Below are 20,913 nucleotides of genomic sequence, written 5' to 3' on the forward strand. Positions count from 1 at the left end.
CCTCGGAAAGCACAGCCGGGCAGGCAATGAAAAAAATCATATAGCTGGCTAATGTTTCTATCCAATATATTGTTCGACCTGTTTGATAGCTTCAGCGACCTAATGGGAATCCTATGGAACTGCGTCATCTGCGTTACTTCATCGCCGTCGCCGAAGAACTGCATTTTGGCCGGGCCGCACAGGTGCTGGGCATCTCCCAGCCACCGCTGAGCCAGCAGATTCAGGCGTTGGAGCAACAGCTCGGTGCGCGATTGTTCGAACGCACCAATCGTCGGGTCGAGTTGAGCGAGGCCGGTCGCCTGTTTCTGCAGGAAGCGCGGCTTGTGCTGGCACAAGTCGACAAGGCGGCGGATGTTGCCCGGCGTGCGCAACTTGGCGAGCTGGGTGAGTTGAAAATTGGTTTCACCTCGTCGGCGCCGTTCAATTCGACGATTCCGCAGGCGATTTTTTCCTTTCGTCAGCGCTTTCCGGCGGTGCATCTGAATTTGCGCGAAATGAGCAGCACCATGGTCGCCGATGCCTTGGTGGACGAGTCGATCGAAGTCGGCATCATGCGCCCGCTCGGATTGCCAGATTCACTGAGTGTTGTGGAGTTGATGCGCGAGCCATTGGTGGCGGTGCTCAGTTCCAAGCATCCGTTGGCCCAAGGCAGCGACGAAGGCCTGTTTCTCTCGGCGCTGGCGCTGGAACCGTTCGTGTTTTTTCCGCGCAGCTATGGCAGCGGGCTCTATGCCCAACTGCTCAGTCTGGCCCGTGATGCCGGCTTCAGCCCGCACTTTGCCCAAGAGGCTGGCGAGGCGATGACCATCATCGGTCTGGTCGCAGCGGGCCTCGGTGTGTCAGTGCTGCCAGCGTCCTACCAACGCATGCGCATCGACGGCGTGGTCTACCGCCCGCTGCTCGATCCCGAAGCGGTTTCGGCGGTTTGGCTGGTGCAGCGCAAGGACCAGAAATCGCCGATGGCCAAGGCGTTTGTCGAACTGCTGACGCGCAAGGTTGAACCGCTGAGAACCTGAAATCAAAAGATCGCAGCCTTCGGCAGCTCCTACACCGATCCATGTAGGAGCTGCCGAAGGCTGCGATCTTTGGACTTTGCCCTTCAGGGCAACCGCACCAAATCCCCCTTCAAAGCCACCCGGGTAACAAAAACTCCTGCCCGGCACTCGTACGTATTCAAATCCTTGCGCACATGCTGGTCGTAGTAACTGACTATATTCACAACCGCATTCGCCCCGACCCGCTTGGCATCAGCCTGCAATTTGATCAGATTCGACTGCAACACCCATTCACACGAAGCCTGATCACTCTTGTTGAAGCCGTTGGTTTTCAAATCACTGACCACCCCTTGGCGCAGCAACTGCTGAGTGCCCTGCGGCCCGTTGCCGATCAGGTAGAACTTCACACTGCCATCCAGCCGACCGGCGCGAATGGCGTCCGACAGCACGGTTTCGAAAGGCATGTACATGAGGTTGGTGGCATGGCTGGCACTTGGCAGCAGGGCGATAAGCGCAGCGGCCATCAGGGCTTTCACTTGCATGGTCATCTCCTTTGACGGTGAAAGAGAACTGCGAGGGCAGGTACTGAGCCGGGACCTGCTTAAGCGAGTGTAGATGGTGCAAGGGAGCAAGGGGATTGCAGAGAGCTACATTTCCCGTTACGGATCTGCCTTAGGGGAACGCTCGATTTTTGCGCAAAATCGCCTCTTTTTCAGTGAGTGCCACGGATGCCTCTTCGATACCAGCCCAAGGAGGGCAGCGTGCTGATTTGCGATTTCAGAGGCTATGAAGTGCCTGAGATGGTGAAAGTCAGGCCCGTTGTCGTTCTGCGTAAACACCGCAGCAATAGTCTGTTGGTAACTGTGGTGCCTTTGAGTACTACAGCGCCTGATCGTCTGCTTGATCACCATCTTGAGCTGGCGAGTCATCTACAAGGCGCCAGTCCGAAATGCTGGGCCAAATGTGACATGGTGGCGACGGTCAACCTTTCACGGCTCGACCGAATTAAAAGTCGAGATCGTAGAGGAAGGCGCGTCTATCTGATTTCACATCTCGCAATAGAAGAATTTAGCGCCATCAAAGCCGCAGTGAGACAGGCCCTGGGATTGTGATGGCGCCGAGAGGCGAAACGCCAGCCGTTGTCTGCCGATGCATTTCAAGCAATACTGCCTGCGTTCCCGAAAGGGGCTTGTGAGACTCTGAGGATCCTGGGCAACCAGCCATCGCAGAGCCAGGCAGGTAATCGGCGATGACAAGCCAACCTGTCTGTGAAAGGGCGCCGAATGGCGCCCTTTGTCGTTTCTGGCGGTTACTGAACCTTCGCCAGATCACCCTTCAGCGCAACGCCTGCCATGATCGCGCCGGCGTGGCATTCGTAGGTTTGCGCGTCCTTGCGCTCGTTGCGCTTGTAGAAACTGACGATGTTGGTCACGGCGTTGGCGCCGGCGTTTTTTGCGGCCTGGTGCAGGCTGATGATTGCCGATTGGGCGACCCACTCGCAGGCGACTTCGTCGGATTTGTTGAAGGCGTTGGTTTTCTTGTTGGTCACGGCGTCGGGGCTGACCACGGTGACTTTGCCCGCCGGGGTGTTGCCGGCCAGATAGAATTTCACGCTGCCATCGATCTTGCCGGAGCGGGTGGCTTCGGCGACGGCTTTGTCGAATGGCAGGTAGACCGCCGTGTCGCGGGCCTGGCTGACTGCTGGCAGGGCGCAGAGCAGCAGGGTGACGGCGGCGAGTTTTTTGAAGTGCATGTAGGTCTCCTTGACCTGGATTGATTCGGTTATGCCCAGCGGCGGAAGATCAACGAGGTGTTGACGCCGCCGAAAGCGAAATTGTTGTTCATCACGTAGTCGTGATGCATCTGACGGAATTCGCCGCGCAGGTAATCGAGCTTGCCGCAGTGCGGGTCGACCTCGTCGAGGTTGAAGGTGTGCACGTAACGGTCGCTGTTGAGCATCTCGATGCTGAACCATGATTCCAGTGCACCGCAGGCGCCGAGGGTGTGGCCGAGGAAACTCTTCTGCGAACTGATCGGCATGTGTTCGCCGAACAGGCTGCTGGTGGCCAGCGTTTCGGCGATGTCGCCCTGTTCGGTGGCGGTGCCGTGGCCGTTCACATAGCCGATGGCGTCCGGGGTGAGGCCGGCATCTTCCAGGGCCAGCTCCATGGCGCGGCGCATCGTGACCTGTTCCGGGCGGGTGGTGTGCTGGCCGTCGGCGTTGCTGCCGAAACCGACGATTTCCGCGTGAATGTGCGCGCCACGGGCGAGGGCGTGTTCCAGCTCCTCAAGCACCAGCATGCCGCCACCTTCACCGATCACCAGACCGTCGCGGCCCTTGTCGTACGGGCGTGGGCTGGTCTGCGGTGCATCGTTTTTCAGGCTGGTGGCGTAGAGCGCGTCGAACACCATGGCTTCGGTCGGGCACAGCTCTTCGGCGCCGCCGGCGAGCATCAACGGCAGGCGGCCGAACTTGATTGCTTCGTAGGCGTAGCCGATGCCCTGGCTGCCGCTGGTGCAGGCGCTGGAGGTGGGGATCAGGCGGCCGGTGAGGCCGAAGAAGATGCTGATATTGGCGGCGGTGGTGTGCGGCATCATCCGCACATAGGAGTTGGCGTTCAGGCCCTCGGCCACCGAATTGAGCAGCATGTTGCCGAACGCTTTGATTTCGTCAGTGCTACCGGTAGATGACCCACAAGCGACGCCCATGCGCCCGTCCTTGATCGATTCGTCACCGAGCAGGCCAGCATCGGCCAGAGCCTTTTCTGCTGCGCCGACCGCCAGTCGCGAAACCCGGCCCATGCTGCGCAACTGCTTGCGGGTCCAGTGCGACGGTACGAGAAAATCATCGATAGGCCCGGCCAGACGCGTGTTCAGCTCAGTGAAGCGATCCCACTCGTCCATGCGGCGAATGCCACTGCGATTGGCCGCGAAATTGCCGGCAATGGTTTGCCAGTCGCTGCCCAGTGAGGTGATGCCGGCCATGCCGGTGACGACGACGCGCTTCATCAGCACAGGCCTCCGTTGACCGCCAGCACCTGGCGAGTGATGTACGAGGCTTCCGCCGACATCAGGAAATTCACCGCAGCGGCCACTTCTTCCGGGGTGCCCATGCGCTGCGCGGGGATCATTTTCATCAGTTCCTCCACCGGCACGTTTTCGTCGAGCATGGCCGTGTCGATCAGGCCAGGGGCGACGCAGTTAACCGTAATTTTGCGCTTGCCCAGCTCGATCGCCAACGCCTTTGCCGCACCGATCACGCCGGCCTTCGAGGCGCTGTAATTGACTTGCCCACGGTTGCCGATCAGGCCCGACACCGAGGTGATGCAGACGATGCGTCCGGCGGCGCGACGACGGATCATCGGCATCATCACCGGGTGCAGAACGTTGTAGAAACCGTCGAGGTTGGTGCGCAGGACCACGTCCCAATCGTCATCGCTCAGCGCCGGAAACGCGCCGTCGCGGGTCAGCCCGGCGTTGAGCACCACGCCGTAATAGGCGCCATGGTTTTCGACGTCGGCCTCGAGAATGCTTTTACAGGTTTCACGGTCGGCGACGTCGAATTGCAGGATGCGCGCGCGGCGACCCAGTGCTTCGATTTCGGCCTGCACCGCTTGGGCTTCAGTCATGCCGCTGCGGCAATGCAGGACGATGTCATGCCCGGCCTGCGCCAGACGCAAGGCAATGGCGCGGCCGATGCCACGGCTGGAGCCGGTGACCAGTACGGATTCAGTCATCGTGCGACTCCTTTGTCTGTTGCAGATATCGGTTGGCTTGCGGCGGACGGAACACGTTCAGGCGGGCGCTGGCATGAATGCCGTCGCCGTGGATGTGACATTCGAATACGCCCATGCCGTTGTCGTCTTCCAGTGAGCGCAGGCCATGGATGGTCAGCTCGCTGCCGGGCGCAAAGGCTTCGACGTTGCACTCGAATTTGCGCGTGCCGAGGAGAAAGCCCAGCTCCGGCGGATTGCCTTTTTGCCGGGCGTGGCAACCGGCGAAAGCGGCGACGCTCTGCGCCATCAGCTCGACGCCGACCCACGCCGGCAGGCTGCCGTCGGGCAGGTTGAACAGGCCGTCGGGCTTGACCGTGAGGCGAGTGAAAATCTGCTCATCGTCGAAGCGCTCGATGGCGTCGATCAGGATCATGTCGCCGGCATGCGGCAGCAGTTCGGCGAGCGGCCAGTGGCTCATGGTGCGTCTCCGATAATCAGGCTGACGTTGTTGCCGCCGAAGGCAAACGAGTTGCTCATCAGGTAGCGCGGTGCAATGGACGTCAGGCGTTCGCTCGCGGTCACCCAGTTGAGCGGCGGCAGCGCGGGATCGGCCTGGCCATCCCAGATGTGCGGCGGCAACGCCTGTGCAGGGTTTTCGGCACTCAGGCTCAACCAGCAGAACGCCGCTTCCAACGCGCCGGCCGCGCCGAGGGTGTGACCGGTCAGCGGTTTGGTCGACGAGCAGGCGACGCCTTCGGGAAACAGCGCCGCGACCGCCAGACTTTCCATCGCGTCGTTGTGCGCAGTGGCGGTGCCGTGCAGGTTCAGGTAGTCGATTTGCGCGGCTTGCAGACCAGCGCGGCCAAGCGCTTTCTGCATCGCTTGCAGGGCGCCGCGGCCGCTCGGCTCCGGCGCGGAAATATGGTGCGCATCCGAGCTGGCGCCCGTCCCCAGCAGGGCGATTCCGGGGCCTTCGCCGCGCTGTTTGCTCATCACGAACAGTACCGCTGCCTCGCCGATATTGATGCCGTTGCGGTTGACGGAAAACGGATTGCAGCGCTCGTCGGAAACGGCTTCCAGCGAAGAGAAACCGTTCAGCGTGAGCTTGCACAGACTGTCGACGCCGCCACACAGCACCGCATCGCACAGGCCCAGATCGAGCAGGCGCTGGGCGCTCATTAAAGCGCGGGCGCTGGAAGTGCAGGCGGTGGAAATCACGTAGGCCGGGCCGCTCAGTTGCAGCCATTCGGCGAGGAAATTCGCCGGGGCGCCGAGTTCCTGCTGGCGATAGTCGTACTCGGGAGGAAATTGCTGTTCGCGAATGTAATGCGCAAGACCCCGGCTGGCCTCGTCGATGCCCGAGGTGCTGGTGCCTAGCACCACGCCTATGCGCTCGCGGCCGAAGGTCTGGATCGCACGATCGATGTCGTCTCGAATCTGCAGCGCTGCTTCCAGCAGCAGCTGATTGTTGCGGCTGCTGTGCTCGATCAGTTCGACCGGGATCGGCGCCAATTCACCGTGCACGCTGGCCACAGGCAGTTCACGTTCGGCGACCCAACCGGACTCGCGGCGCATGCCCGAACAGTCGCCGGCAAACAGATTGCGCGCGACTTCAGACTTGTCGCGGCCCAAAGCGCAGATCACGCCGAGGGCATTCAGGTAAGCGGTCATGGCGTCGATTCACCTAACTGGGAAACGCGATAGTGCGGGCCTTGAGGCAGGTTCAATTCGAAGCTCAGCGGTTGTGAATAGCGGATGTTCCAGCGCGCCGGCAGTGAACGCTGATCGGTTGTTTGCCGGGCGTCGGGATAGTTGCGCAGCAGCTCGGAGGACGGCGTCAGGCCGAACAGCAATGCGGCGAACAACTCTCGCGCCTCGGGATTGGGCGGCAGCAGACCATCGGCCTGCCAATGCCCGTCGATCAGTTGCTGACGCGCCTGGGGAATGCCCAGCGGATCCATCATCGACCAGCGCGTGCCGGCGCCTTCACGCTGGATCACCAGCAGCCAGTCCTGACGCTGCCCGGCCTGCTCGCGCTCGATGTGCAGTTGCAGCGGCAGGGGCAATGTCGGGTTGGCCGCTGGCAGCGGTGGCTGGCTGGTGCAGGCGCTGAGCAGCAGGGCTGACAAAACGATCACCATCCATGCAGCAAACCCTGTGGGAGCGAGCCTGCTCGCGAATGCAATCTGACATTCGCCACCTTTGCTGACTGATACACCGCTTTCGCGAGCAGGCTCGCTCTCACAGGGTTTCAGGTGTTCAGATCGATAGCCGTACATCAGACAGATTCCTGCAATGGCTTGCGCGCGACGACATTCACCAGCGTTTCTTCACGCTCACCGAATGGCTTGGGCTTGCTCAACCCCAACCTCTCCAGCAATCCAAAATCCTTCGACCGGCTCCACCACAGATACGGATAGGACACATTGCGCTCGGCAAACTCGAAACCCTGCTCGCGGATCATCTGCAGATAGCCGGCGGCGCTCTTCTGTACGTGCATCGGATGGCGGAACAGCCAGCGAATCACCCAGGTATCAATGTAAGCCTCGGTGGACTCGGCGAACAGCAGATAGCCGCCCGGTTTCAGCACGCGGTAGAACTCGGCCAAGGCCTTTTCCTGCTCGACCAGATGATGGAAGGTCTGGTGGCAGAACAGCAGGTCGACGCTGGCGTCGGCGACGTTGAGCGTGGCGCAATCGCTGCCGATCAACTCGACTGGCATGCCCAGGCGCGTGGCCTCTTCGGCGCTGAGTTGCAGGCTGTGCGGGTCGGCGTCGACGCCGATCAGGCGCTGCGGGGCGAAGGTCTGGCGCAGGTGGCCGAAGGACTTGCCCTGTCCGCAACCGGCGTCCAGCAGCACCGGGTGTTCCGGCAGTGCTTCACTGAACAATCCACGCAGATCATTGATCGCCACCCGCAACACATGGTGCTGCCAGGTATGGCTGCGCAGGAACCAGAAACCGAAGCGGGTTTCCTCGACGTAGCTGTCGCTCAGGTAATTCATGGGGTGTCCTGCGCGCAGAGTTGAGAAATCATCTTCAGCCGGCGCCGCGCCTCGCTGACGAACGGGTTGCGCTCGTCCCAGGCATAACCGGCGAGGATCGAGCAGATCATCCGGCGAATCTCCGCCTGGCTGTCCTCATAGAAAATCACGTCCTGGAAGGTGCCGGCGTACCAGCCTTCGACGTAGCAGCGGAAGGTGTCGACGCCGCGTTTCAACGGCTCGGCAAATTCGCTTTGCCAGTCGACCGTTTCACCCTGCAACTGACGGTGCAGCACGCCGGCAGCCATGCTCGCCGATCGCATGGCGATGGTCACGCCGGAGGAGAACACCGGATCGAGGAATTCTGCGGCGTTGCCCAACAGCGCGAAGCCCGGGCCATGCAGGGTTTTCACATTGGCTGCGTAGCCGCCGAGGGTGCGCGCCGGGGTGTCCCAGACCGCGTTGTTCAGAACCCCGGCGAGGCTTGGCGTCTCGGCGATGAAGCTGCGCAGGCAGACATCGAGGTCGCTGTCGCGGCCCCGGAAATGTTCCTCAGCCGCGACCACGCCCACCGAGCAGCGGCCGTTGCTGAACGGGATGGTCCAGAACCACACATCGCGATGCTCAGGATGGGTGGTGACGAGGATTTTTTCGCGGTCGAACGCCGGATTGTCGATGTGATCTTCAACATGGGTGAACACCGCCTGACGCACCGGGAAATTCGAAGGTGCTTCGAGGTCGAGCAAGCGCGACAGTACGCGGCCGTAGCCGCTGGCGTCCAGGACGAAATCGGCTTCGACGCGGTACTCGCTGCCGTCTTCGCGACGCACATCAAGGAATGGTTTCGCCTGATCGAAATCGACGCTGACGATCGCATCGCCATAGCGGATTTCCGCGCCTTGCAGTGCCGCCTGATCGGCCAGCAACTTGTCGAAATCGGCGCGCTGCACCTGGAACGTGGTCGGCTTGCCGGCGGTGAAGGTGTCGCCAAAATCGAAAGCGCTGTAGCGCTCGCCCCAGGCAAACGCTGCGCCGGTCTTGCGCTGGAAACCGGCGACGTTGACGGCGTCGAGCATGCCGGCTTCTTCGACGAAATCCAGGCAGTGGCTGAGCAGGCTTTCGCCGATGGAGAAGCGCGGGAAGTGCTGGCGCTCGAGCACCAGCACATCGTGGCCCTTGCGTTTGAGCAGGGCGGCGGCGATAGCGCCGGACGGGCCGGCACCGATGATCACGACCTGACGGGATTCCATTTCAACGATTGGCACGTGAGCTCCGGGGCAGAGGACTGTTCAGATTCAAGGGCGCGCGATGCAGGCCGATCAGGGCCGGCAGCAGCGTCGCGATCAGGCCCATCAGCATCAACGCGAAATACAGCGCCGGGGTGATGAGCTGTTGCTGCAACAACAGATTGAGAAAGACGATTTCGCTCAGGCCGCGAATGTTCAGCAGTACGCTTTCGCGCCAGCGGCTGGCGCCAGCGAACGAGGCGCCCGCCCAACCGAGGCCGAGCCAGTTGCCCAGCAGTTTACTGGCAATCGGCAACAGCAGCAGCGCCGCCCACTGCCCGGCGTCTAGGCTGGCGAGGGCGCTGTGCACGTCGATCTGGACGATGCCGAAGGTGAGGATCAGCGGGATCGCGATCCACGTCTGCAAGCGGCTCATCCAGCGTGCCGGCAACGGCAGCACCAACGGCACTTTCAGCAGCGCCATGCACAGCAGATAGCCGATGCCGAAAATCAGCGCGTTGAGTTTGTAATGCTCGGCCATCACCAGCAACGCGAAGAAGCCGAGGCTGTAGGTCAGCGGGCGACGCACGCGCAGCAGGTGCAAAAGCAGCGGCACGCCGGCCATGGCTACAGGCAGCAACAGGCTGCTCAAGTGCAGACTGCCTTGGGCGAGGCCGAACAGCGTCCAGCAGGTCAGATCGATAAGGATCGCGGTTTGCACCAGACGCCGGGTGGCAGCGGGCGGGTAATCGATGTGGCGCAAATACAGGTACAACACCGGGATCGCCGTTATGGCGAAGACCAGTCCGATGGCCAGTGCGTTGAGCCACGGCTGCGACGGCAGCAACCAATACGCGACCGCCAACCCGCAAGCGAACGGCACAGCGAAACTCGGCACAGCGATTTTTACGCTCTGGCGATCCAGACGCAGATCGATGACATCGCTGAGAATGTGCCCGAGCAGCAAGGCGAAACTCAGGCTGTAGAGGTTTTTCAGCCAGTCCGGAGCTATCAGTTGTGCGCCGCTGAGCTGCCAGCCCGGTTCGATCCAGAAGTACATCAGCAACGGCAAGCCGAAGCTCGCCAGCAGCAACTGACTGACGATCGGAATCAGGCCGAAGTGACGGCCGACCCGGGTCGCCAGGGCAAACAGCGCCAAGGCCAGCAACCAGAAGCCGAAGACCATCATGCCGCTGGCTCCGCAACCGGTTCATGGCGCCCGGCCCACGGTGCGAGCATGAAGCTGAACGCCAGACCGAGGCTTACCGACAGGCCGAAATTGCTCACCGCCGGCGTACTGGAAACCGCCAGCAGGCCGAACGACAGCCACGTCGTCACTGCTGCGAGCAAGGTGCCGAGAAGGCTCACCGCCGCGCCGCCGACCTGCTCACGCATGAGGATTGCGTAATCGACGCTGATCGCCGTCACCAGCAACAGGCCGAACACGCTGAACAGGGTCAGTGGCTGACCGAGCCAGCCAAGGCTGGCCAGACTGCACAGCGCCGCCAGCAGTGGCAGGGCGACGATGCGCAGTGCGCCAGTCAGGCCGAACGGCAGCATCAGCACCAGCACGATCAACACGCAGGAGGCCAGTTTCAGTTCGGCGGCGCTGATCTGCGTGGCGGCAAACACCTTGTTCAGGTCACCGAGGCGATCGACCAGCACCACCCCCGGCAAATCGAGCGCCTGCACGCGCAACAACGACGGATTGTTCAAGCCCTGCAGGCTGGTGATTGCTGCGACGCCGTCTTCAGTCGGGCCAAGCCACAGTGTCCGATACGGCTCACCGAGCGGGCCGGCCAGCGCGGCGTCGATATCTTCGGCGGGCAGGGTCTGCAATTGCTGCAATTCGTTTTGCAACGCCGTCACTGGCACACCGAGATCGAGCAGCGGTTGCCAGAATGACGGCAGCTTGTTCAGTGATTCGCGCACTTGCTGTTGCTGGCTCGGCGCGCTGACCAGTTGATCGAGGGCCAGATAGCCTTGCAGTTTGTCGAGGTTGACCAGTTGCTGCAGCCGTTCGCTCAGCGCTGCCTGGCGCTCAAGCAATTGCTCCTGATTGGCCGCGCGGATCAGGAAGAACTGGCTGGTCGGTTGATACCCGGTGATGCGCGCGATGGTCTGCGCTTCGTCGGTCAGATGCTGCGGCGCGCCGACCCATTGGCGGATATCGTTTTTGCTCTGCAACTGCATCAGACCGCCGACGCAGAAGGCGATCAGCAGGGCCAGCAGCGCGGGCGTGCCAATGCAACCGAGCAGCGCCTCACGCAGATGAATCAGGCGTTCGGCCAGGCGCAGCGGCCATTGCGCCGGGCGCAGTTGAACATTTTTCAGCAGCGCCGGCAGCAGGCAGACCGCAGAAAGATAGGCACCGAGCAAGCCGGCGGCGGAGAACACGGCTATCTGCGTCAATGCCGGGAACGGGGTCCAGGCCAAGGCCAGATAACCGATGACGCTGGTGATCAGGCTCAGGGTCAGCCCCGGCAAGGTCAGGCGCAGGGCCTGCCAGCTGCGCCAGGGCTTGAGACTCCAGCTCTTGGACAGATAGTGCAGCGGGTAATCGACGGCAACGCCGATCAGGCTCGAACCGAGCACCAGCGTCATCACATGCATGTGACCGAACAGCGCCACGCAGGCCACCGCGCCGAACAGCATGCCGACCAGCACCGGCACAAACGCCAGCAGCACGCCCCAGCGGCGAAACGCCAACAGCAGCAACAGCAGAATGCCGACCGTCGCGCCACCGCCGACCCAGGTCATTTCGCGGGTGGCTTGTTGTTGGCCATTAGCCGCATACAGCAGGCCACTGGCGGCGAGCAACTGCACGTCGCCTTTCGCCGCCAGTTCGCGGCTGTGCTTGAGCAGCTCTGCCACTTGCAGCGGCAGGTTCATGTCGAAGGCGTTGCCGGTGGTGCGCGCACGCAGCATCACCCAGCTCTTGCCGTCGGCGTCGGCGACCAATGCGCCGCTGCCGATGTCCAGTTGCACCGCGCCGTGTTTCGGCTGGCTGTTCTGGATGCGTCCGGTCAGGCCCAGCCAATCGTCCTGGCTCGGCACCAGGGTGAAGCCGTTGAACGGATCGAACAGCGCCTGCACCCGCTGCTGAATGAAAACCTCGGGATGTTCGCTGAGCAGCTGCCGATCATCCGCCGAGAGCATCGCCAAACGCCCTTGCAGCAATTGCTTGCGCAGCGCCGGCAAGTCGGCTTGCAGGTTCCACTGCACGGTTTCGAACAGACCGCTGGCCTGCCATTGTTCGCCCAGTTGCTGGGCCATGGTCAGTGCTCGCTGGCGATCGGCGTGGCCGACCAGCACCAGCATTTCGCGATTGAGCGGTTCTTGCATGCGCTGCTCGGCGCGCAATTCCAGCGCGTCGGGATTGGTCCCGGGCACCAGCTCCATGAGATTGGCCGACAGCGGCGCACCGTCGCGCCACTGCCAGGCAGCCAGCGCGACGACGGCCAGCAGCAGGCTCAGAAACAGCCAGGGCAGCTTGCGTTCACTCAGCAAAGTCATGTTGCTCCGCTTCGCTCAAGGGTTGCTCGGCCGTGCTGTCCTGCATGCGCAGCAACGTGCTGTCGCCTTGGGTTTCCAGCAATTCGATGCTTTGCACCAGAGCACCGCCGTCAATATTGATCTGCTTGAACACTTGCTTGAGCAGCACCGAACGCGGCGTCAGGGTCAGTTGCCACTGCTGCGCCGTGCCGCTCAGGGCCAGTTCAAAGTCCCGCTGCAAACCGCTGCTGTCACCTTGCAGCACGGCGAGGAACAAACGGTTCTGCTCGGCACCGGCGCTCTTGTTCGGCAGCAGTTGCCAGCCATTGGTGTCACGGCGGGCGATGCCATTGGCGGTGATGCGGTAATCCTGTTGCAGCGGGGTTTTCAACAGCCACAGCAGGCCATGATTTTTCGCGAGGACGAAGCTGCCCTTGCTGATCAGTGGCTGCGGCAGGGCGCGCAGGTGTTTTTCCTGAGTGAACTGGCCGTGGATAACATCCGGTTTCGCCAGTTGTTCACTGAGTTGTTGCAGGTCGAAGGCATTGGCCCATGACGACACGGCCAGCAGCGCCAACGCGCCAAGGCTTTTGAACAACACATTCATCGCAGCATCCTTTCCACGGCATCGGTGAAGACTTTTGGTGAGGCCAGTTGCATCTCGCGGCTGCTGACTTCCACAGCGACTTGCACAGAGCTTGCGCGGGTCAGGCGTTCGCCGGTCTGCAGGTCGGTGATCAGGTAATTGATCTTCAGACGGTTTTCCCACTCGATCAGGCTGGCGCGCACGTTCAGCCGTTGGCCGAACACTGCGCTGCGCACGTAGCGCAGTTGCAGGTCGATGATCGGCCAGGCGTAACCCGACTCGACCATGTGCGTGTAGTTGTGGCCGATCTTGTCCAGCAGCGCGCAGCGCGCCACTTCGAGGTATTTGACGTAATGGCCGTGCCAGACCACGTGCATGGTGTCGACGTCGAAAAACGGCACCAGAATCTCGGTATCGGCGTGAAGCACTCCGGCACTACGCATGCAGCCTCCAGTGTTGCGCGGCGATGCGTTGCAGGCACAGGCGCAGTTCGCCTTCCAGCGCGCGGTCTTCGATGACCGGCGGGAAGTCTTTGCCCAGCTCTTCGTGCATCGCCGCCAGTGCCGGCGGCAGCGGACGCGCATCGGGGGCTTGAGCGCGCAGCCACACGCCCTGATTGGCGGCGAGCAGGGTGGCGGCGGCGACCTGTTCGGTCAGCTCCAGCACGCGAATCGCATCACGGGCGGCGATGGTGCCCATGCTCACCTTGTCCTGGTTGTGGCATTCGGTGGAGCGCGAGAACACGCTGGCCGGCATGGTGTTTTTCAGCGCTTCGGCGGTCCAGGCGCTGGTGCCGATCTGCACGGCTTTGAAGCCGTGGTTGATCATCGCCCGATCGGCGGGGGCGCCGGAGAGGTTGCTCGGCAAGCCGTGGTTGTAGCGCTCGTCGACCAGCAACGCCAATTGCCGATCGAGCAGATCGGCGACGTTGGCCACGAGGTTTTTCAGGCTGTCCATGGCGAACGCAATGTGGCCACCGTAGAAGTGCCCACCATGCAGAACACGCTCGGCTTCGGCGTCGATGATCGGGTTGTCGTTGGCGCTGTTCAGCTCGGTTTCGATGAAGCTGCGCAGCCAGTTCAGGCTGTCGGCCAACACGCCGAGCACATGCGGCGCGCAACGCAGCGAGTAGCGATCCTGCAGACGATGCAGTGGGGCGGTTGGCGCGTCGATCGCCAGATCCTTGCGCAGCCACGCGGCGACCTGCATCTGCCCCGGATGCGGCTTGGCGGCGAACAGGCGTTCGTCGAAGTGCTCCGGATTGCCTTGCAGCGCGACGACGTTGAGCGCGGTGATGCGCGTGGCCAGTTGCAGCAGATAATCGGCGCGGGCGAAAGCGAGGCAGGCGAGGCCGGTCATCACCGCTGTGCCGTTCATCAGCGCCAGCGCCTCTTTCGGACGCAGCACCAGCGCTGTCCAGCCCAGCTCGCGATGCACGTCGGCAGCCTGACGACGTTCGCCACGGAACATCACTTCGCGCTCGCCGGACAGGGTTGCGGCGACATAGGACAGCGGCGTCAGATCGCCGCTGGCACCCACCGAACCCTCTTCGGGAATCAACGGCAGGATGTCGTATTCGAGAAACGCATGCAGACGCTCGAGCAGTTCGACGCGCACCCCGGAGACGCCGTGACACAACGACTGCAAACGCGCCGCCAGCACCGCGCGGGTTGCCTGCGCGTCGAGCAGTTTGCCCAGGCCGCAGCCGTGAAAAGTGTAGAGATGACGCGGCAGCGCCTCGACGTGATGCAGCGGCACCGCGACCACGCAGGAATCGCCGTAACCGGTGGTGACGCCGTAGATCACACCTTCCTTGTCCAGCAGCGAATCGAGAAACCGCGCGCCCTTGGCGATGCGCTCGCGATAGTCGGCATCAGCCTGCAACTGCACGGGCGCCTGACGGTTGGCCAGGGCCAGCACGTCTTCGATGCGCAAAGGGCGTTCGCCGAAGGTTACCGGCTCATGGGTTGGCGTCGTCATCGGTCTTCCAGAATGGGTAAAAGTTGAACCATTGCTGCGGGGCTTCGAGGCAATAGTGACTCAGGCGCTGCGCGTAGCGGGTGGCCCACTGATGAATGACCTGCTCGCGCTCGCGGCGTGTCCACACCACCGCGTCGGCGAACGGTTCGAGGGTCAGGCGATAGTGGCCGTCGGGTTGCTTGAGGCACATCAGCAGATTGACCGGGCACTTGAGCAGGCCGGCCAGCAACCACGGGCCTTGCGGAAATGGCGCCGGATGGCCGAGAAAATCCACCGTCACGCTGCGCCCGCCGTGCAGTGGCACGCGGTCACCGGCAATCGCCAGCCACTCGCCGCGTTCGAGCCGTTCGTGCAGTTGCAGCATGATCACCGGGTCGAGTTCGCTGACCTGGATCAGGCGCAGATTGGTCGCCCCGGCCTCGCCAAGCAAGCGGTTGAATTGTTCGGCGTGCTTTGTGTGCACCAACACGTTCATGGTGACCTTTTCGCCGATCTCCGCCAGCGCCCGGCACACTTCGAGATTGCCCAGATGCGCGCCGACCAGCAGTTGCCCGCGACTGCCGCGCAACTGCTTGCGCAGCAGCGCCGGGTCGATGATTTCGATCTGCTCGATGCTCAGCTTGCCATTCCACACGTCGAGCTTGTCGAGCAGCGAATCGGCAAAGGTCATGAACTGGCCGAACACCCGCCAGTGGCTCGGGCGCAGGTCGTCGCGCCGGCTCCACTCGGCCAGCCGCTGCTGGTACTGCCAGGCACTGCGCCGGGCGATCCGGCCGAAGAGGAAAAAATACAGGACGATGCCGTACAGCAACGGACTGAGCAGGCGGCGGCCGAGGACTTTGGCGGCGAACGCGGTAAATTTCATCAGCAGGAAGCTGCCCCGCTCTTCGCGGTCGGCCCAGTGCTTCTTGTCAGCTTCTTCGCTCATGGCTTCCACCGTCGCCAGAGGATCAGCGGCCAACGCAGCAACATGCCGAAGAACAGCCGCGTGTGCATGCTGGAAATCAGCGCGTTGTCGTGGAACAGGCGAAAGTGCGATACGCCGTCCAACGGGTAATGCACGCTGGTCTGCAGCCAGCGCATCGGCTGATTGCGCCAGGCCAGACGCACGAGAATGTCCGAGTCGAAATCCATGCGTTTGCCGACTTTCGCCGAGTCAATCACCGCCAGAGTCGGCGCCAGCGGATAAACACGGAAGCCGCACATCGAATCGCGAATCTGCAACGACAGGGTGTTGATCCACACCATCACGTGGGTCAGGTAGCGCGCGTACAAACGTCCTTTCGGCACGCTCTCGTCGAACAGCGGATAGCCGCAGATCATCGCCTCGGGATGGGCGCGGGATTCGCCGACGAAGCGCGCAACATCGTGCAAATCGTGCTGGCCATCGGCGTCGACCTGCAAGGCATGGCTGTAGCCCAGCCGCGAGGCTTCGCGCAGACCGGTCATCACCGCGCCGCCCTTGCCCTGATTGGCCGTCAGGCGCACCAGAAAAACCCTGTCGCGCTGGGCCAGGGTGTCGAGCACCCGCGCGCAGGACGGCTCGCTGGCATCGTCCACCAGAATGCATGGCAGGCCTTGTGCAAGCAGGGCATCGACCACGGTGGTGATCGCGGTTTCGTGGTTGTACACCGGGATTACGGCGCAGGGGTTATGCATGGGCAGGCCCCAGGAGAATGCGCCCGCTGGAACACGTCGCCGTGTCATTGCGATAAGCGAAATACAACTTGCCGCGCTCGGCATCGAAACGCAGATGCAGCTGGATTTCATCACCCGGGCGCACCAGTTGCTGGAATTTCAGCACTTCCATTCCGGCAAACGCGCCGTCCAGCTTCAGCAACTGCCGACCCAGATTCAGCGCCCATTCCACCTGCACCACCCCGGGCAAAACCGGTGCCTTGGGAAAGTGTCCGCTGAAGTAGGCCAGATCCGGCGGCACGCTGAGTTGCAGGCTCCACTCGCCGTCGCTTGCGCTCTGCTCCAGCACTTCGGGGGCTTTCGGCCGTGCGGCCAGCAGCAACGCTTCGACGTCGGCTTGCGCCAGTTTGCCTTGGCTGTTCAATGGCATTTGCCGCAGCAGGCGCCACCGTCGGGGCAGGGCGAGGGCTTCGCAATGTTGGCTCAGATGTTTGCGCAGGGTTTCGGTCAGACCACGGCGGCCATGCTCGCGCAGGGCGAACAGACCCGATTCGCTGAGCACCAGCAGCGCACCGAGCGAAGCGCGGTTTTCCTGGACCACACCGAGGCGCGCCTCGGCGACCCAGTCATGGGCTGCCAAGGCCTGCTCAAGCATCGGCAACGAGATGCGTTTTTCTTCCAGTTTGACGATGCGGTCGAGCCGACCCAGCAGTTCGAAGCGTCCATCGGCGGCAATGCGCGCAGCATCGGCGCTGTGTTCGACGTGGCCAACTGGCAGATACGGCGAGGCGATCAGCAGGGCGCCGTCGCTGTCCTGGCTCAGCTCGACGCCAGCGAACGGCTGCCAAAGAGACTCGCCCTGACGCCAGGCGATGCCGCCGGTTTCCGAGCTGCCGAGGATTTCCGTCGGCCATTGCTGCAAGCGCTGTTGCAGGCTTTGCGCCGCTTCCGGCGGCAACGCACCACCGGAGGAAAACACCCGGCGCACCGCGCTCAGGGCCGGCCAGTCGAGATTGTCGCCCATGCGCTTGAGCAGCGCCGGGCTGGCGACCCAGGCGAAGGCCGGGTATTCGCGGCTGGCGCGCTGCAAGTCTTCGGAAAAGGCCAGTTGCCGGCGCACGAACGGACGCCCGGCGCACAATGGCCACAACACGCGAAACAGCAGGCCATAGATGTGTTGCGTGGCGACACTGCCGATGATGCAGGCTTCACCGAGGTCTGCGCCCCACAACAGCTCCAGCGCTTCGACCTCGTTGGCCAATTGGCGCAGGGTCTTGTCGATGCGCTTGGGTTCGCCGCTGGAGCCGGAAGTGCACAGGCTCAGGCTGCATTGATCGAGATCCAGTTCTGCACCGGGCAGGCCGGGCTGAGTGAAGTCATTCAACCGGGCGTCGCCGGGTTGATCGGTCAGCCATAGATCAACTTGCTGCGACCAGCGCTGACGCGTCTGCGCTTGCAGATCCGCCGGCAGCAACACGCTGACGCCGGCACGCCAGGCACCGAGCTGGGCGATGGCGAGGTCGGCGGCATCTTCCAGATGCACGGCCAGCCTTTTCACGCCTCGGCTTTGCAGACCCGCGGCGACGCTCAAGGCCTGCGCTCGCAGTTGCGTGTGATCGAGTGCCGGCGCCTGGCAGATCGCCCGTGCCGGCAGTGCCTTGAGCAACAGCTGCTCAAGTTTTATCCAATTCATGTACGGCCTCTTACCCGTTGTCGTATCAGCCATTCAATGGCAAACATCAGGCCGATCAATCCGTAGGAGATCAGGCCGGTGTACAACATCCACCAATCCAGCGGCGCCCACAGGGTGAGGAGGGCGGCGCACAAACCGTTGCAGAAGAAAAACACGCTCCAGGCCAGCGTGACCTTGCGTGTGTAGCGAATGGCGACGTCCGGCAGCTCCGGCTCGCGCAAGCGCGCCAGACGCTCGACCATTGGCGGGCCGTATTTCAGGCTGGCGCCGAACAGCACCAGCATGAACGCGCTGATCAGCACCGGGTACCAGCGCAGCAGCTGCGGGCTATCGAACACCGCCAGCAGCAGGCAGAACACCATCGCCACGCACGCCATCCACAGGCTGCCGGGCTTGCGTTCGCCGGTCAGAGCGCGCGCCAGCCACAGGCTGCCCAGCAGCAGTGCAAATTGCCACGGGGCGAAATGCTCCATGCCGAAATACACCGCAAAGGGGTACAGCAGACCGGCCAGCAGCAGGCCCAGGCCGATCAGTCGGCTCATGCGGCCGGTTGAACCAGACGGAACACCGCCTCGACCACGTCACCGACGGTGCGCACCGATTTGAACTCTTCGGCGGCGATTTTCTTGCCGGTCTGGCGTTTGATGTGATCGATCAGGTCGACGGCGTCGATGCTGTCGATTTCCAGATCCTGATACAGATTGGCGTCCATGCTTACACGAGCCGGATCCAGTTCGAACAGCTCGACCAGGGCATCGCGCAGGGTGTTGAAGATATCGTCACGAGTTTGCATGGTCCGTTCTCAAGCTGCCTGTTTTGCCGTGACGAATGCCGCAAGGCTGGCCACGTTGGTGAAATGGTTGCGGGTGTCTTTGGCATCGGCGTCGATCTTGATGCCGTATTTTTTCTGGATCGCCAGGCCAAGTTCCAGCGCGTCCACGGAATCCAGGCCGAGGCCTTCGCCGAACAATGTCTGCTCGTCGCCGATGTCCTCGGGGCTGATGTCTTCGAGACCCAAGGCGTCGATGATCAGCAGTTTGATGTCACGCACCAGGCTAGGGCTGTTCAGTTCGCTCATCTGCGGCGAGCTCCTTAATGAAATAGTCATGCAAATAATCGTTGAGCTTGCGCGAGGCCTGCGGTGCGGGGCCTTGCGCGGCGAAGGTCTGTGGGTCTATATCGGCCCCCACGCGAAAACTGAAGTGCACGCGGCGATGGGGGATGCGATACCACGGCTCGGCTTTGGTCAGGGTGGTCGGGCTGACCTTGATGATCACCGGTGTAACGATTTTCGCACCGCGCAGGGCAATCGCCGCCGCCCCCCGATGAAAGGCCGGCGCCTGCCCCGGCTGGGTGCGCGTGCCTTCGGGGAAGATGATCAGAGTCTGGCCGTCCTGCAACGACTGCGCGGCGGCGTCGAGCATGTCCATGCTGCCGTCGTTGCTGATGTACTCGGTGCGGCGCAGCGGGCCACGGGTGAACGGGTTTTCCCAGAGGGTTTTCTTCACTACGCAATTGGCGTGGCGCACCAGGCCGATGAGAAACACCACATCGATCAGCGACGGGTGGTTGGCAATGATCATCTGCCCAGGCCGACCGAGGCGCTCGGCACCCTCGATGTCGTAGGTGAGCACGCCGGTGCGGGCCATGAAACGCACGAAAAACCAGAACAAGCGACTGACCGTACGCCGCGCGCGCAGGCGATGGACCAGCGCGTCACCGGGCAGACAGCCGAGCAGCGGAAATACCAGCAGGCGCAGACACAGCCCGCCGAGCCCGAACAAGGCGAAGCTCGCAGCAGTGGCCAGCAGGCGCCAATAGTAGGCGTCGCGGTGTTTGGCGGTCACGGGTTGCGATGCCAGGTCCATACACGATTTTTCCACGCATGTTGGCAGTCAGGTTGCTGGCCCAGCAGGGTTCGCAGCAGGTTGAGCGCGTGCGGCCAGTGTGCCTTGGACCGGGTTTCGGTGCTGCTGTTCAGGGTCAGCCGCCAGTCGGTGCCGGGCGTGAGCAATAAACCCAGTGCATAAGGGAAGGGCACGTCGTCGACCCACTGCGAATAGGCCTCGGGCGGTTGTTCTTCGGTGATCACCAGCAACACCGCTGGGGCGCCTTCTTCGAGCAGTGCGGCTGCTTCGAGCATGCCGTGTTCCAGACCGTCGCCAGCCGCCGCGAGGGCGGTCATTTCGCTGGTTTCACCGCGCATGATCGACCACAGGCCGATGATCGCGTTGTGCACCGAGAGGCTGAACTGCGTCGGCGACAAGGGCTGCTCGGTGGCCAGGTCGCGGAGGATTTCAAACGTGCGTGGGGTTTCCCCGTGCCGCGAGACGAACACCAGCGGCAGATTCTCCCGTCCGTCGGCCAGTGGCCAGCCAACGCTGAACGCCATCCGCGCCAGGCGGCTGAGGCGACGGCGTTGCATGGCCGGCAGAAACGACACATCGGGCGCGGCATCACTGCTCTGCAGCACGACCGGTTGTCGGCTCCAGGCCTGCCAGGCGTCCACGCTGTCGAGCCCCGGGGCCCACGCGCGCCATTGGGCGATGTTGAAGTTGATCACGGACATTCATCCCGCCCCTGCGGGCTTTCGTTGACGCG

At 62.6% G+C, this 20,913-nt stretch carries 24 protein-coding genes; 2 read left to right on the plus strand and 22 right to left on the minus strand.

Annotation, left to right across the window (positions count from 1 at the left end; all coding sequences use genetic code 11):
* Positions 1-113 precede the first annotated feature (113 nt).
* Positions 114-1,016 carry a LysR family transcriptional regulator gene (locus PS14A_RS01375; RefSeq protein ID WP_212615113.1) on the plus strand — a complete coding sequence of 301 codons (903 nt, stop codon included), beginning with the start codon at positions 114-116 and terminating at the stop codon, positions 1,014-1,016.
* 83 nt (positions 1,017-1,099) lie between these two features.
* On the opposite strand, the gene PS14A_RS01380 is transcribed toward PS14A_RS01375, so the two are convergent.
* A complete protein-coding gene (locus PS14A_RS01380) occupies positions 1,100-1,537 on the minus strand; it encodes a hypothetical protein (RefSeq protein ID WP_024011278.1) in 438 nt (145 codons plus the stop codon).
* Positions 1,538-1,723: 186 nt separating this feature from the next.
* Here PS14A_RS01380 and PS14A_RS01385 point away from each other — a divergent pair, with 186 nt between their 5' ends.
* On the plus strand, positions 1,724-2,107 hold the full coding sequence (locus PS14A_RS01385) for a type II toxin-antitoxin system PemK/MazF family toxin (protein ID WP_076565246.1): 384 nt from the start codon (positions 1,724-1,726) through the stop codon (positions 2,105-2,107).
* 197 nt (positions 2,108-2,304) lie between these two features.
* On the opposite strand, the gene PS14A_RS01390 is transcribed toward PS14A_RS01385, so the two are convergent.
* From PS14A_RS01390 to PS14A_RS01490, 21 genes are all read right to left on the minus strand, one after another.
* Positions 2,305-2,748 (minus strand): excinuclease, encoded by a 444-nt coding sequence (locus PS14A_RS01390; RefSeq protein WP_101156598.1) that lies wholly within the window; start codon positions 2,746-2,748, stop codon positions 2,305-2,307.
* Between the two features lie 29 nt (positions 2,749-2,777).
* Positions 2,778-4,004, minus strand: a complete 1,227-nt coding sequence (locus PS14A_RS01395) for a beta-ketoacyl-ACP synthase (RefSeq protein WP_212615114.1) — start codon at positions 4,002-4,004, stop codon at positions 2,778-2,780.
* Entirely contained in the window at positions 4,004-4,732 is a 729-nt protein-coding gene (gene fabG / locus PS14A_RS01400; RefSeq protein ID WP_016772040.1) for a 3-oxoacyl-ACP reductase FabG, read from the minus strand. Before fabG ends, PS14A_RS01395 begins: the two co-directional genes overlap by 1 nt.
* Positions 4,725-5,189 (minus strand): hotdog family protein, encoded by a 465-nt coding sequence (locus PS14A_RS01405; protein ID WP_212615115.1) that lies wholly within the window; start codon positions 5,187-5,189, stop codon positions 4,725-4,727. Before PS14A_RS01405 ends, fabG begins: the two co-directional genes overlap by 8 nt.
* Positions 5,186-6,382, minus strand: a complete 1,197-nt coding sequence (locus tag PS14A_RS01410) for a beta-ketoacyl-[acyl-carrier-protein] synthase family protein (protein ID WP_212615116.1) — start codon at positions 6,380-6,382, stop codon at positions 5,186-5,188. The genes PS14A_RS01405 and PS14A_RS01410 overlap by 4 nt, the downstream gene beginning before the upstream one ends.
* Positions 6,379-6,852, minus strand: coding sequence for a hypothetical protein (locus tag PS14A_RS01415; RefSeq protein ID WP_349251712.1), 474 nt, complete (start codon positions 6,850-6,852; stop codon positions 6,379-6,381). Before PS14A_RS01415 ends, PS14A_RS01410 begins: the two co-directional genes overlap by 4 nt.
* Positions 6,853-6,989: 137 nt before the next feature.
* Positions 6,990-7,715 carry a class I SAM-dependent methyltransferase gene (locus PS14A_RS01420; protein ID WP_212615118.1) on the minus strand — a complete coding sequence of 242 codons (726 nt, stop codon included), beginning with the start codon at positions 7,713-7,715 and terminating at the stop codon, positions 6,990-6,992.
* Positions 7,712-8,959, minus strand: a complete 1,248-nt coding sequence (locus PS14A_RS01425; RefSeq protein ID WP_212615119.1) for an NAD(P)/FAD-dependent oxidoreductase — start codon at positions 8,957-8,959, stop codon at positions 7,712-7,714. The genes PS14A_RS01420 and PS14A_RS01425 overlap by 4 nt, the downstream gene beginning before the upstream one ends.
* Complete coding sequence (locus tag PS14A_RS01430; protein WP_212615120.1) at positions 8,946-10,109, minus strand: sodium:proton antiporter; 1,164 nt, start codon at positions 10,107-10,109, stop codon at positions 8,946-8,948. Before PS14A_RS01430 ends, PS14A_RS01425 begins: the two co-directional genes overlap by 14 nt.
* A complete protein-coding gene (locus PS14A_RS01435) occupies positions 10,106-12,436 on the minus strand; it encodes an MMPL family transporter (protein WP_212615121.1) in 2,331 nt (776 codons plus the stop codon). Before PS14A_RS01435 ends, PS14A_RS01430 begins: the two co-directional genes overlap by 4 nt.
* Positions 12,420-13,022, minus strand: a complete 603-nt coding sequence (locus PS14A_RS01440; protein ID WP_212615122.1) for an outer membrane lipoprotein carrier protein LolA — start codon at positions 13,020-13,022, stop codon at positions 12,420-12,422. Before PS14A_RS01440 ends, PS14A_RS01435 begins: the two co-directional genes overlap by 17 nt.
* Positions 13,019-13,444: an acyl-CoA thioesterase gene (locus PS14A_RS01445; protein ID WP_130911762.1), complete on the minus strand. Its 426-nt coding sequence runs from the start codon at positions 13,442-13,444 to the stop codon at positions 13,019-13,021. Before PS14A_RS01445 ends, PS14A_RS01440 begins: the two co-directional genes overlap by 4 nt.
* Positions 13,437-14,981 carry an aromatic amino acid ammonia-lyase gene (locus PS14A_RS01450; protein WP_212615123.1) on the minus strand — a complete coding sequence of 515 codons (1,545 nt, stop codon included), beginning with the start codon at positions 14,979-14,981 and terminating at the stop codon, positions 13,437-13,439. Before PS14A_RS01450 ends, PS14A_RS01445 begins: the two co-directional genes overlap by 8 nt.
* On the minus strand, positions 14,962-15,909 hold the full coding sequence (locus PS14A_RS01455; RefSeq protein ID WP_137215152.1) for a glycosyl transferase: 948 nt from the start codon (positions 15,907-15,909) through the stop codon (positions 14,962-14,964). Before PS14A_RS01455 ends, PS14A_RS01450 begins: the two co-directional genes overlap by 20 nt.
* Positions 15,906-16,640 (minus strand): glycosyltransferase family 2 protein, encoded by a 735-nt coding sequence (locus tag PS14A_RS01460; RefSeq protein ID WP_137215153.1) that lies wholly within the window; start codon positions 16,638-16,640, stop codon positions 15,906-15,908. The genes PS14A_RS01455 and PS14A_RS01460 overlap by 4 nt, the downstream gene beginning before the upstream one ends.
* The gene (locus PS14A_RS01465) at positions 16,633-18,312 is read right to left on the minus strand and encodes an acyl-CoA synthetase family protein (RefSeq protein WP_212615124.1); all 1,680 of its coding nucleotides are present in this window, start codon (positions 18,310-18,312) and stop codon (positions 16,633-16,635) included. Before PS14A_RS01465 ends, PS14A_RS01460 begins: the two co-directional genes overlap by 8 nt.
* On the minus strand, positions 18,309-18,854 hold the full coding sequence (locus PS14A_RS01470) for a hypothetical protein (RefSeq protein ID WP_130911758.1): 546 nt from the start codon (positions 18,852-18,854) through the stop codon (positions 18,309-18,311). Before PS14A_RS01470 ends, PS14A_RS01465 begins: the two co-directional genes overlap by 4 nt.
* A complete protein-coding gene (locus PS14A_RS01475) occupies positions 18,851-19,105 on the minus strand; it encodes an acyl carrier protein (protein WP_016772026.1) in 255 nt (84 codons plus the stop codon). Before PS14A_RS01475 ends, PS14A_RS01470 begins: the two co-directional genes overlap by 4 nt.
* Before the next feature lie 9 nt (positions 19,106-19,114).
* Positions 19,115-19,390, minus strand: a complete 276-nt coding sequence (locus PS14A_RS01480) for a phosphopantetheine-binding protein (protein ID WP_130911757.1) — start codon at positions 19,388-19,390, stop codon at positions 19,115-19,117.
* The gene (locus tag PS14A_RS01485) at positions 19,368-20,180 is read right to left on the minus strand and encodes a lysophospholipid acyltransferase family protein (RefSeq protein ID WP_130911756.1); all 813 of its coding nucleotides are present in this window, start codon (positions 20,178-20,180) and stop codon (positions 19,368-19,370) included. The genes PS14A_RS01480 and PS14A_RS01485 overlap by 23 nt, the downstream gene beginning before the upstream one ends.
* Positions 20,156-20,881 carry a beta-ketoacyl synthase chain length factor gene (locus PS14A_RS01490; protein ID WP_212615125.1) on the minus strand — a complete coding sequence of 242 codons (726 nt, stop codon included), beginning with the start codon at positions 20,879-20,881 and terminating at the stop codon, positions 20,156-20,158. Before PS14A_RS01490 ends, PS14A_RS01485 begins: the two co-directional genes overlap by 25 nt.
* Positions 20,882-20,913 lie beyond the last annotated feature (32 nt).

This window comes from Pseudomonas sp. 14A (assembly GCF_018132745.1).
In the GTDB taxonomy this organism is placed as follows: domain Bacteria; phylum Pseudomonadota; class Gammaproteobacteria; order Pseudomonadales; family Pseudomonadaceae; genus Aquipseudomonas; species Aquipseudomonas mercuritolerans.

Bases quoted from the DNA above. Each gene is read 5' to 3' on its own strand.
- PS14A_RS01375 (WP_212615113.1), top strand. From the start codon at position 114: ATGGAACTGCGTCATCTGCGTTACTTCATCGCCGTCGCCGAAGAACTG.
- PS14A_RS01380 (WP_024011278.1), bottom strand. From the start codon at position 1,537: ATGCAAGTGAAAGCCCTGATGGCCGCTGCGCTTATCGCCCTGCTGCCA.
- PS14A_RS01385 (WP_076565246.1), top strand. From the start codon at position 1,724: ATGCCTCTTCGATACCAGCCCAAGGAGGGCAGCGTGCTGATTTGCGAT.
- PS14A_RS01390 (WP_101156598.1), bottom strand. From the start codon at position 2,748: ATGCACTTCAAAAAACTCGCCGCCGTCACCCTGCTGCTCTGCGCCCTG.
- PS14A_RS01395 (WP_212615114.1), bottom strand. From the start codon at position 4,004: ATGAAGCGCGTCGTCGTCACCGGCATGGCCGGCATCACCTCACTGGGC.
- fabG (WP_016772040.1), bottom strand. From the start codon at position 4,732: ATGACTGAATCCGTACTGGTCACCGGCTCCAGCCGTGGCATCGGCCGC.
- PS14A_RS01405 (WP_212615115.1), bottom strand. From the start codon at position 5,189: ATGAGCCACTGGCCGCTCGCCGAACTGCTGCCGCATGCCGGCGACATG.
- PS14A_RS01410 (WP_212615116.1), bottom strand. From the start codon at position 6,382: ATGACCGCTTACCTGAATGCCCTCGGCGTGATCTGCGCTTTGGGCCGC.
- PS14A_RS01415 (WP_349251712.1), bottom strand. From the start codon at position 6,852: ATGGTGATCGTTTTGTCAGCCCTGCTGCTCAGCGCCTGCACCAGCCAG.
- PS14A_RS01420 (WP_212615118.1), bottom strand. From the start codon at position 7,715: ATGAATTACCTGAGCGACAGCTACGTCGAGGAAACCCGCTTCGGTTTC.
- PS14A_RS01430 (WP_212615120.1), bottom strand. From the start codon at position 10,109: ATGATGGTCTTCGGCTTCTGGTTGCTGGCCTTGGCGCTGTTTGCCCTG.
- PS14A_RS01435 (WP_212615121.1), bottom strand. From the start codon at position 12,436: ATGACTTTGCTGAGTGAACGCAAGCTGCCCTGGCTGTTTCTGAGCCTG.
- PS14A_RS01440 (WP_212615122.1), bottom strand. From the start codon at position 13,022: ATGAATGTGTTGTTCAAAAGCCTTGGCGCGTTGGCGCTGCTGGCCGTG.
- PS14A_RS01445 (WP_130911762.1), bottom strand. From the start codon at position 13,444: ATGCGTAGTGCCGGAGTGCTTCACGCCGATACCGAGATTCTGGTGCCG.
- PS14A_RS01450 (WP_212615123.1), bottom strand. From the start codon at position 14,981: ATGACGACGCCAACCCATGAGCCGGTAACCTTCGGCGAACGCCCTTTG.
- PS14A_RS01455 (WP_137215152.1), bottom strand. From the start codon at position 15,909: ATGAGCGAAGAAGCTGACAAGAAGCACTGGGCCGACCGCGAAGAGCGG.
- PS14A_RS01460 (WP_137215153.1), bottom strand. From the start codon at position 16,640: ATGCATAACCCCTGCGCCGTAATCCCGGTGTACAACCACGAAACCGCG.
- PS14A_RS01465 (WP_212615124.1), bottom strand. From the start codon at position 18,312: ATGAATTGGATAAAACTTGAGCAGCTGTTGCTCAAGGCACTGCCGGCA.
- PS14A_RS01470 (WP_130911758.1), bottom strand. From the start codon at position 18,854: ATGAGCCGACTGATCGGCCTGGGCCTGCTGCTGGCCGGTCTGCTGTAC.
- PS14A_RS01475 (WP_016772026.1), bottom strand. From the start codon at position 19,105: ATGCAAACTCGTGACGATATCTTCAACACCCTGCGCGATGCCCTGGTC.
- PS14A_RS01480 (WP_130911757.1), bottom strand. From the start codon at position 19,390: ATGAGCGAACTGAACAGCCCTAGCCTGGTGCGTGACATCAAACTGCTG.
- PS14A_RS01485 (WP_130911756.1), bottom strand. From the start codon at position 20,180: ATGGACCTGGCATCGCAACCCGTGACCGCCAAACACCGCGACGCCTAC.
- PS14A_RS01490 (WP_212615125.1), bottom strand. From the start codon at position 20,881: ATGTCCGTGATCAACTTCAACATCGCCCAATGGCGCGCGTGGGCCCCG.